Origin of the sequence: Marinoscillum sp. MHG1-6 (assembly GCF_024714475.1) — a bacterium.
Taxonomy (GTDB): domain Bacteria; phylum Bacteroidota; class Bacteroidia; order Cytophagales; family Cyclobacteriaceae; genus JAMZMI01.
In genome coordinates, this window is record NZ_JAMZMI010000001.1 from 656590 (window position 1) to 671100 (window position 14511).

Sequence of the window (14511 nt, forward strand, 5' to 3'; positions counted from 1 at the left end):
GATTTATACACTCCAATTACCCAATTTAGCCAAGTCTTTACAACGACGCCTATGATGTATATCTGGTATAACCCTGACTCCAAGTACTACCAAGTTGGTTCTCAAATGGAATATGATATTGCAGTTTCCAACTGCAAATCTCCAGATGATATGATGATCTTGTATGAGTTGGATCAAATGACCTCCAGACTGGCACAAAAGATAGTTTCAGAATTGAACGCTGCCAGAACGGAGCTTAGAAGTGCTTAAAAATATTCTGATTGTTTAATCGGAATTCTTGTCTATAGCTGGTTGGGACCCTGGCGTTTTTCGCCAGGGTTATTTTTTTTAAAGAGAGTTGTAACCATAGTATTTATTTATCGTAATATTGCGATATATGGGGGTTTCTAAAACTGATTTATTCACTGCAGAGCAAAATGAGCTTGCACTTATTGCGAGGGCTTTTGCACATCCTGCCCGGATCGCGATCCTTGAGCATCTTGCTCAGGCCAATACGTGTATCAATAGTGACCTCGTGCAGGAATTAGGATTGGCACAGGCTACCATCTCACAGCATTTAAAGGAATTGAAAACCCTGGGAGTGATCAAGGGAACGGTAGAAGGGACTTCTATGTGTTATTGTATAAATGGTGAGGTATGGGAAAAGATCCGATCAAGATTTGAAGGGTTGTTTACAGGCTATGATCCATCCTCAGACTGCTGCTGAGTTTTTTTGACTTAAAACATCGTAATAATGCGATATATAAATAAAGTTTAACTAAAATTGTTCATCATTATGGAAACATCTAAATTTCATCTAAGCCTGTTTGTATCTGATATTGATAAGACCATTCAATTTTACACCAGGTTATTTGGTTTCGAACCAGTAAAAACCAAATCCGATTATACGAAGTTTGAGCTGGACAATCCGGGGCTGGTCATCTCATTCATCGAAAGCGGTGACAAAGTGAGTCCGCAGTTTGGTCATCTTGGTTTTCGTGTGTCAAATGATGCTGAGCTTGAAAAGAAGAAATCTGAATTGAGTCAATACCTGGAGATTGAGTTGGAAGAGCAAAATGTTGCTTGTTGCTATGCCAAGCAGAATAAATTCTGGGTCAATGATCCGGATGGTTATGAGTGGGAAGTATACCACTTCATTGAAGATGTAGAACAAAACGAGCCGAAGTATTCAGCAGCACCATGCTGTTAGTAAACAAAAACTATTATTCAAATTAGAAAGGGACCATTCTGTCCCTTTTACTGTATCCTTTAAAATCATGAATGCACAAATTTCCGCGTACATCCAGGAGTTTGAATTATTGATCGGATTGATCGATCCGAAGAGAAAACAATTATTGGACGAAATCGCTGGAGAAATCGCCAGTCGATCATCAAAAGCCAAATTGAATTTTATCTGTACTCATAATTCGCGTAGAAGTCATATGTCGCAAATTTGGGCGGCAACTTATGCTGATTACTTTGGTCTTTCGGAAATCGAAACATTCTCAGGCGGAACGGAAGTCACAGCAATGAATGTGCGGGTAGTTAACGCATTGCTAAAGGCGGGTTTTTCTGTGGTTGACCCCAGGGGTACTAATCCAAAATATGAAGTTGCGTTTGACCGAAATAGGCCGCCTATTATCTGTTATTCGAAAGTTTACGATGCACCGGAAAACCCCCAGTCTCATTTTATTGCGCTGATGACCTGCTCTGAAGCTGATGAATCATGTCCCAACATACCAAACGCGGACAAGCGATACCCCCTTTATTACAATGATCCAAAGGAGGCCGATGATACTCCCTGGGAAGGAGAGCGATACGAGGAGCGCTTGAAGCAGATTGGGGTGGAGCTTTATTATTTGTTTTCTAAAATCAAATAGAACTGATGCGAGTGGGCAAGAAAAGACTGGGTTTTTTAGATCAATACCTGACCCTCTGGATTTTTCTGGCGATGGGTACAGGGGTAGGAATAGGCTACCTTTTTCCTTCCAGTTCCAATTTTATAGATCAGTTCAGTAGGGGGAGTACGAATGTTGCGATAGCCATAGGGTTGATCCTTATGATGTATCCCCCATTGGCAAAAGTGAACTACAGGCTTTTGCCGCAAGTGTTCCGGAATTGGAAGATACTTTCTGTTTCATTGGTTTTGAATTGGCTGATAGGACCGGTGCTGATGTTTGTTTTGTCACTGATCTTCCTGCAGGATTATCCGGAATATATGGTTGGTTTGATATTGATCGGACTTGCTCGTTGCATTGCCATGGTCCTTGTCTGGAATGATCTGGCTGAAGGGAGTAGCGAATATGGAGCTGGCCTGGTAGCCTTAAATAGTATTTTCCAGGTCTTTGCTTATAGTTTTTACGCGTGGTTGTTCATCACCAAATTGCCTCCATTATTTGGATTTCAGGGAGCGATCGTTGAGATCTCAATCATGACCATCGCCGAGAGTGTGGCCATTTATTTAGGCATCCCCTTTCTGGCAGGTTTGCTGAGTAGGGTCTTTTTGGTCAAACTAAAAGGAGAGGATTGGTACAAAGCCAAATTTATTCCGACCATCTCTCCGATGACCTTGATTGCCTTGCTTTTTACCATTGTGGTCATGTTTTCGTTGAAAGGAGAACTGATCGTTCAGATTCCTACAGATGTGCTGAGAATAGCCGTTCCTTTATTGATCTACTTTGCCCTGATGTTCTTGATTGGCTTTTTCATCAATAAGTCAATGGGTGCTGAATACGATAAAAACACTTCCATTGCCTTTACTGCAGCGGGAAACAACTTTGAGTTGGCGATTGCTGTGGCCATCGCGGTTTTTGGACTTAACTCTGGACAAGCCTTTGCCGGGGTTATCGGTCCACTGGTGGAAGTACCTGCTTTGATTTTGTTGGTAAAGGTGTCATTTTGGTTAAAGAAAAAATACTATCCAGCGCAACCTCAATAAGGGATATTACAAAGTTTAATTAACCATTCTTAACAATTAAATGCCTTAATCTAAACCCGATCTCCTGATTGTCGTTTTTCGTTTTGTATTTTCACGGGTAATTTTACGATCCCGAAATTTAAATGTGTTAACGTACTAAAAATGAGCGAGGTAATAGATCAGGAACTAAAGAAGGTACATCAGCAAAAGATCAGCGAGGTAATCAGCGAAGTTGGTAAAGTAGTGGTTGGCCAAAGTTACATGGTCAACAGACTGTTGATTGGCTTATTCACCAATGGGCATATTCTATTGGAAGGGGTTCCTGGTCTGGCCAAGACATTGACCGTAAACACCCTTGCTGACGTCATGAAGCTTGATTTCAAAAGAATTCAGTTTACCCCGGATCTGTTGCCAGCGGATCTCATTGGTACCATGATCTATAATCAGCAGAAGTCGGAGTTTGAAGTAAAGAAAGGGCCGATCTTCTCTAACCTCATTTTAGCTGATGAGATTAACCGATCTCCTGCCAAGGTTCAGTCAGCATTGCTGGAGGCTATGCAGGAGAAGCAAGTGACGATTGGCGAGACCACCTACGGTCTGGATAAGCCATTTCTGGTGCTGGCAACCCAAAACCCGGTAGATCAGGAAGGAACCTATCCTCTACCAGAGGCACAGGTCGACAGGTTTATGTTAAAAGTTCATGTGAACTATACCAGCAAGCAAGAAGAGTTGGAAGTGATGCGAAGAATGTCCAATCTTTCGTTTGCTCCGGAGCTGAAGACCTTGTTGACCAAGGAGGACATTATGTCCATTCGAAATGAGATCAATCAGGTGGCCATCTCAGAATCACTTGAGAAATATATCATCGAATTGATTTTTGCGACGAGAAATCCATCTGATTACGGATTGAAAGATGAGGCTCAGTATATCCAGTTTGGAGCATCTCCTCGGGCTTCCATCAACTTGAATCGTGCTGCGAAGGCCATCGCTTTCTTTGATCAGCGTGATTACGTACTTCCGGAGGACATTAAGGAAATTGCTGATGATGTGCTCAACCACAGGATCATGCTCAATTATGAAGCGGAAGCTGACGGGGTATCTGCACATGACATTATCCGTTCTATTTTAGGTAAGGTGCAGATTGCTAAATAGGTTATCGAACCCACTTTAGTTCATTTTTAACCTCACATTTCAACTAACTGACCCTGTTTTCATATTTAGTTAACAAAGGTAACGTTGAAGTAAAATTCTCCATTCTAGTTTAATGATATCGTAATACGGCTCATTCTATGAGTTAACATTAGTAGCTCACATTTGTGTTGAGTTTTGAAAACGATAAAACGAAAAATTAAACAGGATAAAAAATGAGAAAATTATTCACACTTGCGTTTGCGCTAACTAACCTGATATTTATCGTGTCATGTAGCGATAATGACCCTGAAAAGAAAAAATCATACGAGGAGATTGCTGATGAATCAGTAATTTCTGCTCAAACTGCTGTTGACGCTGCAGCTGCTGTTGACGCTACTGCAACCGGAGTTACTGATGCTTCCGTATTTGACGGATGGACTGCGGCTGCAATTCATGGCCAACTTGGTGGTGCTAACACTGCTCCTACTTCTGCCATCGCACCTAATTCTGCTATCGAAGTAGATGTGACTTCAAACATTTCTGTCAACACTACCTGGGATGCTGATTCAGTTTATATCCTAAAAACCAGAGTAACTGTACTTGATGGAATTACTTTGACTATTGAGCCAGGTACTATCATCAAAGGAGATGCTTCTAAAAGTGGTGCTGATGCTGCTGTTCTAATGATTGCTAAAGGTGGTAAAATCATGGCTGAAGGATCTCTTGCCAGCCCTATCATTTTCACCTCAACTGAGGATGACATTCAACCGGGTAACCTTTCTGGCTCTACTTTAGTAAATACCGATAATGCTAAATGGGGTGGTTTGGTAATTCTTGGAAAAGCTCCAGTAAGTGCTAAAACGGATAATCCTCAAATCGAAGGAGTGGATGCTCAAGATACAAATGGACAATATGGTGGGTCTGATGCAGCCGACGACTCTGGTGTTTTGAAATATGTATCCATCAGACATGGTGGTGCTGAACTTGCAGATGGTAATGAGATCAACGGACTTTCTCTTGGTGGAGTGGGTTCCGGTACTTCTATTTCTTACATCGAGGTTTATGGAAACAAGGATGACGGTATCGAATTTTTCGGTGGTACGGTAGACGTAACCAACGCACTTGTCTACACCGTAGGTGATGATGCTCTCGATGTTGACCAGTCTTATGCTGGAACTATTGATAACTTCCTGGTTTATGTTGACAATGCTTCTGACGAAGGTCTGGAGATCGATGGAAGAGAAGGTACCCTCGATGATAGCTTCGTAATCAAAAATGGTTCAATCATGTCTGTTGGATCAGCATCCACTACTGCGGACTTCAAAGCAAAAGCTAAAGGTGAAGTTAACAACGTGGTATTCGAAGATGGTGCGATTAAACTATCTGCTTCATTCGACACTGAAACTTACATTGAGACTGAAGATGCTGCTTCTAATGTGGCATCCGGGTCACTTAAATTCACAAAAGTTTCAGCTACTGAATTTGCAGTATATACTAAAAGCTTCGACGACCTTATAGGTCTGTAATAAAAGTTCAAAGAGCAATTCTCTGAATAATAAAGGCGCATACACTTCGGTGTGGCGCCTTTTGCTTTAGAGATCATATTATCCGAATGTTAATCATCATTCTTCCAAAGGCCATTTTCGTAACCAAATGTTAAAACTCCGGAATTATTAGGGCAAATGTAGCAATCTAGCTTTGCGGTATATTCAGAGTATTCAGAGAATGAAAAGAGTAATTATTTCTATGCTAATGTTAAGCCTAAGCACATTAGCTTTTTCGCAAAACGGTTACCTCAGAGGTAAAATTATCGACGCTGCGACTGGCGAAGGTCTCTTTGGTGCGACAATCACTAAGACAGGAACTACGCAAGGTGCAGTAGCCGATTTCGATGGTAACTACTCAATTACCCTTGAGCCAGGTATCCACAGTGTAGTGGTACAGTTTGTTTCATACCGTCCAACATCCATTGAGGAGGTAGAAATCAAAGCTGGAGAGGTTACAACTTTGGATGTATCCATTGCAGAAGATGTTCAGCAATTGGAGTCTGTTGTAGTAACTGCAACTCAAATTCAGGATAATGAGGCTGGAGTTCTTTCAGTTCAAAAGAAATCGGTAAACACGGTTGATGGAATTTCATCGTCTGCCTTCAGAAAAGTAGGGGATAACAACCTTTCTTCTGCTATGAAAAGGGTTACAGGAGTTACTGTTCAGAATGATAAATATGTATATGTTAGAGGTCTTGGTGACAGGTATACCAAAACGGCTCTAAATGGCATGATCGTTCCCGGATTGGATCCGGATAGAAACGATGTTCAGATTGATCTGTTCCCTACAGGGATCCTTGAAAACGTAATTGTATATAAGACCTTTACACCAAACCTATCAGGTGATTTTGCCGGAGGTTTGGTTAACATTCAAACCAAAGCATTTCCGGAAGATAAATCAACTTCAATTACTGCTGGTTTTGGATACAACCCTAGCATGCATTTCAATTCAAATGCCGTGTCCTACAAAGGTTCATCCACTGACATACTTGGTTTCGATAACGGCGTAAGAGAGCTTCCTATTGCCAGCGATGCAAGCATTGCTTCTAGCCCTGACAGTGAAGTCGAGACAATTACAAAACAGTTTTCTCCTCAGTTGGGAACGGAAAGAGCTACCAATTTCATGAATACCAACTTTTCTTTTTCTCACAGAAATCAGGTTCAGCGTCAAAAGGTAACATGGGGTTACAACGTAATCTTCAACTATAGAAATACAAATACCTATTACGAAGATTTCCAAAGAAAGCGATACGAGGTTGACAGAACTACCACGCAGTTGGGTATGGTTAGAGATTTTAGCGGTACTGGTGATTTAAGCTCCAATAATGTAATATGGAGTGGTCTTGGAACTCTTGCAGCTAAAGTTAAAAACCATACAGTGGGAACCACTTTGCTTCATACTCAAAATGGCATTTCAACTGCAGTGGATAGAACCTTGAGTTTTACGGCTTTGAACAATCCGACCAGGATTTATAATGATATTCTTGCGTACACGCAAAGGAGCATGACAAATAATATCACTTATGGGAAGCACAGCTTCGGTAAGTTGAGAGTTGACTGGTCAAATTCATTGTTATTCTCGGACATAAGCGATCCTGACTACAGAGACACTAGAATTAACTATGATGATGGTGAATTGAAATTCGCCAATGGTGGAACTATTAGCCGTTTTTGGAGACAACTAAATGAAGTTAGCGAAAGCTTCAAGCTTGATTTCGAATATGAGTTAAATGACAACAACAAGCTGAAAGCCGGAGGCCTTTTTACAGTTAGAAACAGAACTTTTGATGTTAATAACTACGCTTATGAGCCTTTAACCCTATTCAATGTTACTTCTACTGATCCAAACGATCTATTGGTAGACGAAAATCTCTACGCTACGGATAATCCAAATGGGCTTTACATTCAGGATAATAGCAGCGATTACAATGACTATGAAGGTCGTCAAAACATCTATGCAGGTTACTTAATGAATGAAATGCAACTTTCTGAAAGATTGAAGTCAATCTATGGAGTGAGAGTGGAGAATGTTCAGATGTACTATACGGGTATTAGAAAATTTGAGGATAATTCTTTCCAGGCGCAGGACAATGTTAAAACCATGAATGCGACAAACATTTTGCCTTCAGCGAGTTTGATCTATTCTCTCAAAGATGATATGAACCTTAGAGCATCATTCAATAAAACTGTTGCCAGACCGTCTTTCAAAGAGAAGTCATCTGCTTTTATTGAAGATCCAATCACGAGAATACAGTTCTCTGGTAATCTGGACATCAATCAGGCACAAATTCTGAACTATGACTTGAGATGGGAATATTTCTTTACAGCGAATGAAGTGTTTGCAATTTCAACATTCTATAAAGACTTTACAGATCACATCGCTTTGATTTTCTTCCCGAACGTGACTGGTCAGGTTAAGCCAAGAAACGTTGGTGAGGCTCAGGTTTATGGAACTGAGGTTGAATTCAGAAAGGACCTAGGGTTCATTAGTGATGTTGTGAGAGACTTCTCGATAGGTTCGAACATTTCATTAGTAATGTCTCGCGTAAACAGACAAACGGTAGAAGTGAGTGAGGCAGGAGAAACAGAATATGAAAGCTTGGTATCATACCAGGGTTCTGCTAATGGGGTAAGCAAATACAGAGAAATGACTGGTCAGTCACCTTATGTGGTGAATGCTTATTTGAGTTACAGAAACAACGAATCTGGTATTTCAGGTAACCTCTCTTATAACGTGCAGGGCGAAACGCTTACTTTCGTTGGTGTATCTAACGTGCCAAGTGTTTACGCTAAGCCATTCAACAGTTTAAACTTGAAATTGTCTAAGGAATTTGGAGCAGCGAGAAATTCTTCTTTGAGTGTCACTGTTAAAAACATTCTTAATGACGAAACTGAGCAGGTTTATAAATTCAAAAACGAAGAACAGTTATTCTCCCTTTATAAGCCGGGCAGGCAGTTTTCAGTAAGCTACACGTACAATTTTTGATTTAGGACGTTTAAGACGTGAAAATACTAAAGCCCCATTTGGGGCTTTTTTTATTGCTATTCGGGAAGGTTTCCTAACTTAATGGTTATTCATTGTTATGGGTAGAATACTAATTACCGGAGCAAGTGGATTGGTGGGTAAGCCTTTGAGCTGGAATTTGATCAGGTTTGGCCATCATGTCGTTCACCTAAGCAGGAGAAAACGACCGACTTCACCTTTCGAAACTTTTTTGTGGAACCCTGAGGAGGGTTTCATTGATGAAAAGGCGTTTGAAGGGGTCAATCATATCATTCATCTGGCTGGAGCAGGTGTCGCAGATAAGCGATGGACGACGAAACGAAAAAAGGAAATTCTTGAAAGTCGGGTTGGGTCAACTGAATTATTATTTGATTACGTCGAAAAGCTGGATCTCAAGCTCAGGTCTTATATCAGCGCTTCAGCCATTGGTCTTTACGGAGACACAGGCGATGAATGGGTAGATGAAGACACACCGCCCGGTAAGGATTTTTTGGCCCAGGTGGTAAAGGATTGGGAGGGTGCGGCGGATATGTTCAGCTCACGAACCAGAGTCGCAAAGGTCAGAATCGGTATTGTACTTTCAGAAAATGGAGGGGCGCTTACTGAAATCGCCAAGCCTGTCAAATTATTTGTAGGAGCCCCACTTGGCAATGGGAAGCAATATCTGAGCTGGATACATATTAAGGACCTTGTGGGGATATTTCAACACATACTAGATGAAAATCTGGAGGGTCCCTTTAATGCTGTTGCGCCCCAACCTGCAACTAATAAGGAATTGACACAGGCTATAGCTAATGCCTTGAATAAGCCTCTGATGATGCCTAATGTGCCTTCATTCGTGATGAAGAGCTTACTTGGGGAAATGGCTTCAATGGTCCTCAGTGGCTCGAAAGTTTCCGCGAAAAAAATTCTATCTCAGGGGTATGAATTTCAATACGCAGAACTACAAAAAGCTGTGAACGATTTATTAGTTTGAATCCGTAGAAGGTGTTGACTCGTTTTTTGAGAGTACGATTAAGTAAGAGATATGAATAAGATAGATGAGAATGATCCTCGCAGCGAGGAGGAGAAAATTAGGGAAGCATTTAAGGAAAGAGATTGGAATGAAATCAAAACTTCGGACTCATGGGTAATTTTTAAAGTAATGTCGGAGTTCGTCCAGGGTTTTGAAAAACTAGCCAAAATTGGACCCTGTGTTTCCATTTTTGGTTCAGCCAGAACGACCAGTGATAATCCTTACTATAAGACAGCGGAGGCAATAGCAGCCAAATTGGTTGGTCATGGCTATGGAGTCATCACAGGAGGTGGTCCGGGGATCATGGAAGCAGGAAATAAGGGTGCCTACAGCAGAGGAGGTCGCTCCGTTGGTCTAAACATCGATCTGCCATTCGAACAATTTGAAAACCTGTACATCGACCGTGACAAGCTGATCAATTTCGATTATTTCTTTGTTCGCAAGGTCATGTTTGTGAAATATGCCCAGGGATTTATAGTGATGCCTGGCGGATTTGGGACCCTGGATGAGTTGTTCGAAGCGATAACTTTGATTCAAACCCAGAAAATTGGAAAATTTCCAATCATCCTCGTAGGTCATAGTTTTTGGGATGGATTGATCGACTGGATTAAAAAAGTGCTTTTAGATCAGGAAAATAACATTAGTGAGGAAGACCTTGATTTATTTTGCGTCGTAGAAACTTCAGATGAAGCTGTGGATAAGATCAACGAGTTTTACAGCAAGTATCTGTTGAGCCCGAACTTCTAATTCAATGCACTTGTTGATCTCGGGTATCTTTGTTCGCCTGTAATGGCAAAATTCTAAAAAGGACTCAATTGAAGGATCAGTCAGCTACTGCCGAAAAACAAATACCCAGAAGTAAATCAACTCCGGTGATTGAGGTTTTTGGTGCTCGGGAACATAATCTAAAGGATATCAACCTTACATTTCCACGGAACAAGCTGGTAGTAATTACCGGGATTAGTGGAAGCGGTAAGTCGTCTTTGGCTTTTGATACGATCTATGCCGAGGGTCAGCGACGCTACATGGAGAGTTTCTCTGCCTATGCCCGATCCTTTATAGGAAACATGGAGCGGCCGGATGTGGATAAGATCAATGGTCTGAGTCCTGTGATCTCCATAGAGCAGAAAACCACGTCAAGAAATCCGCGTTCCACGGTTGGCACGGTAACAGAGATCTATGACTTTTTAAGGTTGCTTTATGCTCGTGCCGGGGAGGCCTATTCATATATCACTGGGAATAAAATGGTTCGGCAAACCGAGGAACAAATTCTCGAACACATCCTGAAGACTTATGACGGAGGCAAGTTGACCATTCTGGCTCCGGTAGTAAAAGGTAGAAAAGGCCATTATCGTGAGCTTTTTCTTCAAATCCGGAAAATGGGCTTTACCAAAGCCCGTATCGATGGTGAGATCATGGAGATCGAACCCAAAATGCAGGTGGACCGGTATAAGACCCATGATATAGAAATTGTTATCGATCGCATCATTGTACAGGCCAAGGATGAAAAGCGTATTCGCCAATCACTGATCACTGCCTTCAAACAAGCTGATGGTGTGTTGATGGTTCTCGACGCAGAGGGTAAGGTGGCCCACTTCTCCCGTAACCTTATGGATCCGGAATCCGGACTTTCGTACGATGAGCCTGCACCCAATAGTTTTTCTTTCAACTCGCCATATGGTGCCTGCCAAAGCTGTAATGGTTTAGGTCAGATAGAAGAGATCTCGCAAGAGTCAGTCATTCCAAATCCTGAATTGAGCATTAGCCGGGGAGGGATTGCTCCATTGGGTGAATACCGTGACATTTGGATTTTCAAAAAGATTCAGGCGATACTCAAGAAGAATGGGGCTGACCTGACTACACCAATCAATAACCTGTCAGAGGAAGTGGTGCATGTATTACTCTACGGGGACGATGTGCCTGTGGCTGTAAGCTCGGTCAAATACCCCGGCACAGACTGGAATACGCGATTTGAAGGGATTATCAATTTCCTGGAGAAACAGAAGGATTCCGGTTCTGAAAAAATGCGTCAATGGATCAGCGATTATACAGATATCAGAACTTGCCCGGAATGCGATGGCTATCGACTGAAAAAGGAATCATTACATTTCAAGATCGATGATCATCATATCGGTCAACTGGCTGAGAAGAGTATAGATGCACTCGCGGACTGGATGGTTGGTTTGGAAGACCGCTTGTCAGAAAGGCAAAATGTAATAGCCAAAGAAGTGCTTAAGGAGCTGAGAAAGCGTGTAGGGTTTTTGTTGGACGTGGGACTGGATTATTTGAGCTTAAATCGTTCCCTAAGAACACTTTCAGGAGGCGAGGCACAGCGAATCAGGCTGGCCACCCAGATTGGCACCCAGCTAGTCAATGTGTTGTACATACTTGACGAGCCAAGTATTGGATTGCACCAGCGTGATAATGTCAAGCTCATCAAAGCGCTAAAGGACCTTCGGGATTTGGGAAATACAGTCATTGTGGTCGAGCACGACAAGGACATGATGCTGGAGTCGGATTTTATCATTGATATCGGACCAGGAGCGGGAAGACATGGTGGGCAAATTATGGCGGCAGAACCCCCTACGGATTTTGTCAGGAACCAGACCCTAACAGCAAGCTTTCTCAACGGAGAAAGTAAGATTGAACTTCCGGAAAAGAGACGTGATGGCAATGGAAAATGGCTGATGCTAACCGGAGCTACCGGTCATAACCTGAAGAGTGTAGACTTGAAATTACCATTGGGTAAGATGATTTGTATCACAGGAGTTTCCGGAGGAGGAAAGTCAAGTTTGATACACGAGACATTATATCCGGTGTTGAAAAGGCATTTTTATAAATCGCGGACAGAGCCGCTTCCCTATGAATCCATAGAAGGGATTAAAAACGTGGACAAGGTGATCGAGGTTGACCAGTCTCCCATCGGACGGACACCAAGATCAAATCCCGCTACTTATACCGGCGTATTCACCGACATTCGAGCGTTGTTTTCCGAATTGCCGGAGGCGAAGATCCGAGGGTACAAGCCTGGCAGATTTTCATTCAACGTCAAAGGCGGAAGATGTGAAACATGCCAGGGTGGAGGTATGCGAGTGATTGAGATGGACTTTCTGCCGGATGTTCATGTGCCTTGTGAGACCTGTAAAGGCAAGCGATATAACCGGGAAACGCTGGAGGTAAGGTTTAAAGGGAAGTCTATCTCTGATATCCTTGATATGACTGTGGAGCAAGCCGTTGATTTCTTTGAAAACCAGCCAAAAATCCTCAATAAAATTCAAACATTGTTTGATGTTGGATTAGGCTACGTTTCACTCGGTCAGCATGCTACCACTTTATCAGGAGGCGAGGCCCAAAGGGTGAAACTTTCTACAGAGCTCTCGAAAAGGGACACAGGTAAAACTTTTTACATTTTGGATGAGCCTACCACGGGTCTGCATTTTCAGGATATCCAGCATTTATTGGAAGTGTTAAATAAACTCGTGGATAAGGGCAATACAGTTTTGATCATTGAGCATAACCTCGATGTGATCAAAGTGTCTGATTACATCATTGATCTTGGCCCGGAAGGGGGGCATGGTGGAGGGAAAATAGTAGCTGAAGGAACGCCTGAGGAGGTAGCCAAATCAAAAGAAGGTTATACCGGGAAGTTCCTGAAGTCAGAGCTGGAACTTTCCTAGTCAAATCATTCATTTTATAAGAACGCCCATCAATATTTAAATGTTGACTAATTTAAGCAAGCGCTTGGGGGTACTTCACTTTTAATAAGCGGTGTTGTAAGCACCAAGGTACCACTCAGGGCGTATTTTGTCTGATCATGGAGCCTAATAAGGCTTTCAAATAACATTGTCAGATTAGCTCGAGCATTCTGAATTACTTTGCCCAGCTAAATTATGAGTAAGACCAAGATTTATTGGCTTTGTCAGGTAATCGGCTGGTCACTATACGGCCTGCTTCAGATTGTTTTGTATGCGATTGCTCAGCAACCTGATGTTAACCATGTGGTTGGTGAAGTATTATTGGTGCTTTTCTATATCAGCACTACACACTTCATCAGATACATCCTTATTAGCCGGGGATGGTTGGTCAAAACACTGTCTATCCTGATTCCCAGACTGATTGGATTAATAAGTGTTCTGAGCTTATTCAATTTCACCTTTCTCACTGTTTATACCTTACTATTAGGAGAGCTCAGTACCCGGGATTTTATGCTGGTACCGGTTGTACTCAATTATTTTGGGCCTTTTGTGATATACACGCTATGGACGATTCTTTATGTTTCCTTCTATTACTTCGAAAGCTATAATAACTCCCTCAAGTATGAGGCAGCAGCCCGGGAAATAGAATTAAGGAATTTGCGGTCCCAATTGAACCCTCATTTCATGTTCAATGCCTTGAACAGTATCAGAGCGCTGGTGGATGAAAACCCGGCTAAAGCCAAGGTGGCGATTACTCAGCTGTCAAACATTCTAAGGAATTCTCTTGCCGTGGATCGGCAGCGACTTATTTCATTTTCAGATGAACTGACTACCATCAAGGACTATTTGGCATTAGAATCAATAAGGTATGAAGAAAGATTAAAGACTGTATTTGAAATTGAGCCACAGTCTGAGGGTTTCATGATCCCTCCTTTGATGATCCAAACCTTAGTCGAAAATGGAATTAAGCATGGAATTTCGACGTTAAAAAACGGTGGAGTGGTACACCTGAAAACGATAGTGGTGGATAATGCGCTTTCAATTGAAATCAGGAATTCGGGTCAGCTTGTGAATGGGAAATATAGGAGGAACAAAGGTTTTGGAATAAACAACACCAAAAAAAGGCTGGAATTGATCTATGGGAATCAGGCCAGCTTTGAAATCCGAAATGAAACGAATGATACAGTATTGACCAAAATCAATATTCCTAGATATCTTTAATA

At 42.0% G+C, this 14511-nt stretch carries 12 protein-coding genes; all 12 read left to right on the top strand.

The genetic code is table 11. The features are described from left to right. Positions 1-51: 51 nt before the first annotated feature. The 12 genes from NXR94_RS02870 (at position 52) to NXR94_RS02925 (ending at position 14509) form a co-directional block, all read left to right on the top strand. Entirely contained in the window at positions 52-249 is a 198-nt protein-coding gene (locus tag NXR94_RS02870) for a hypothetical protein (RefSeq protein WP_258103063.1), read from the top strand. A gap of 127 nt (positions 250-376) precedes the next feature. Then, entirely contained in the window at positions 377-706 is a 330-nt protein-coding gene (locus NXR94_RS02875; RefSeq protein WP_258103064.1) for a helix-turn-helix transcriptional regulator, read from the top strand. 69 nt (positions 707-775) lie between these two features. Next, on the top strand, positions 776-1189 hold the full coding sequence (locus NXR94_RS02880; protein WP_258103065.1) for an ArsI/CadI family heavy metal resistance metalloenzyme: 414 nt from the start codon (positions 776-778) through the stop codon (positions 1187-1189). 67 nt (positions 1190-1256) lie between these two features. After that, complete coding sequence (locus NXR94_RS02885) at positions 1257-1859, top strand: low molecular weight phosphatase family protein (protein ID WP_258103066.1); 603 nt, start codon at positions 1257-1259, stop codon at positions 1857-1859. An 11-nt stretch (positions 1860-1870) separates the two neighbouring features. Then, positions 1871-2917 carry an ACR3 family arsenite efflux transporter gene (gene arsB, locus NXR94_RS02890; protein ID WP_374987991.1) on the top strand — a complete coding sequence of 349 codons (1047 nt, stop codon included), beginning with the start codon at positions 1871-1873 and terminating at the stop codon, positions 2915-2917. A gap of 141 nt (positions 2918-3058) precedes the next feature. Then, positions 3059-4048, top strand: a complete 990-nt coding sequence (locus NXR94_RS02895) for a MoxR family ATPase (RefSeq protein ID WP_258103068.1) — start codon at positions 3059-3061, stop codon at positions 4046-4048. Between the two features lie 212 nt (positions 4049-4260). Further along, complete coding sequence (locus NXR94_RS02900; protein ID WP_258103069.1) at positions 4261-5553, top strand: hypothetical protein; 1293 nt, start codon at positions 4261-4263, stop codon at positions 5551-5553. A gap of 199 nt (positions 5554-5752) precedes the next feature. Continuing rightward, positions 5753-8560 (top strand): TonB-dependent receptor, encoded by a 2808-nt coding sequence (locus NXR94_RS02905; protein ID WP_258103070.1) that lies wholly within the window; start codon positions 5753-5755, stop codon positions 8558-8560. A 97-nt stretch (positions 8561-8657) separates the two neighbouring features. After that, positions 8658-9554, top strand: a complete 897-nt coding sequence (locus tag NXR94_RS02910) for a TIGR01777 family oxidoreductase (RefSeq protein ID WP_258103071.1) — start codon at positions 8658-8660, stop codon at positions 9552-9554. Between the two features lie 51 nt (positions 9555-9605). Then, a complete protein-coding gene (locus NXR94_RS02915; RefSeq protein ID WP_258103072.1) occupies positions 9606-10340 on the top strand; it encodes a TIGR00730 family Rossman fold protein in 735 nt (244 codons plus the stop codon). Between the two features lie 68 nt (positions 10341-10408). Next, complete coding sequence (uvrA, locus tag NXR94_RS02920) at positions 10409-13270, top strand: excinuclease ABC subunit UvrA (RefSeq protein ID WP_258103073.1); 2862 nt, start codon at positions 10409-10411, stop codon at positions 13268-13270. 213 nt (positions 13271-13483) lie between these two features. Further along, on the top strand, positions 13484-14509 hold the full coding sequence (locus NXR94_RS02925; protein ID WP_258103074.1) for a sensor histidine kinase: 1026 nt from the start codon (positions 13484-13486) through the stop codon (positions 14507-14509). The last annotated feature ends 2 nt before the right edge of the window (positions 14510-14511 follow it).

What these genes read in the sequence shown, in the direction of transcription:
- NXR94_RS02870 (WP_258103063.1), top strand. Translation starts at nt 52, where the DNA reads ATGATGTATATCTGGTATAACCCTGACTCCAAGTACTACCAAGTTGGT.
- NXR94_RS02875 (WP_258103064.1), top strand. Translation starts at nt 377, where the DNA reads ATGGGGGTTTCTAAAACTGATTTATTCACTGCAGAGCAAAATGAGCTT.
- NXR94_RS02880 (WP_258103065.1), top strand. Translation starts at nt 776, where the DNA reads ATGGAAACATCTAAATTTCATCTAAGCCTGTTTGTATCTGATATTGAT.
- NXR94_RS02885 (WP_258103066.1), top strand. Translation starts at nt 1,257, where the DNA reads ATGAATGCACAAATTTCCGCGTACATCCAGGAGTTTGAATTATTGATC.
- NXR94_RS02895 (WP_258103068.1), top strand. Translation starts at nt 3,059, where the DNA reads ATGAGCGAGGTAATAGATCAGGAACTAAAGAAGGTACATCAGCAAAAG.
- NXR94_RS02900 (WP_258103069.1), top strand. Translation starts at nt 4,261, where the DNA reads ATGAGAAAATTATTCACACTTGCGTTTGCGCTAACTAACCTGATATTT.
- NXR94_RS02905 (WP_258103070.1), top strand. Translation starts at nt 5,753, where the DNA reads ATGAAAAGAGTAATTATTTCTATGCTAATGTTAAGCCTAAGCACATTA.
- NXR94_RS02910 (WP_258103071.1), top strand. Translation starts at nt 8,658, where the DNA reads ATGGGTAGAATACTAATTACCGGAGCAAGTGGATTGGTGGGTAAGCCT.
- NXR94_RS02915 (WP_258103072.1), top strand. Translation starts at nt 9,606, where the DNA reads ATGAATAAGATAGATGAGAATGATCCTCGCAGCGAGGAGGAGAAAATT.
- NXR94_RS02925 (WP_258103074.1), top strand. Translation starts at nt 13,484, where the DNA reads ATGAGTAAGACCAAGATTTATTGGCTTTGTCAGGTAATCGGCTGGTCA.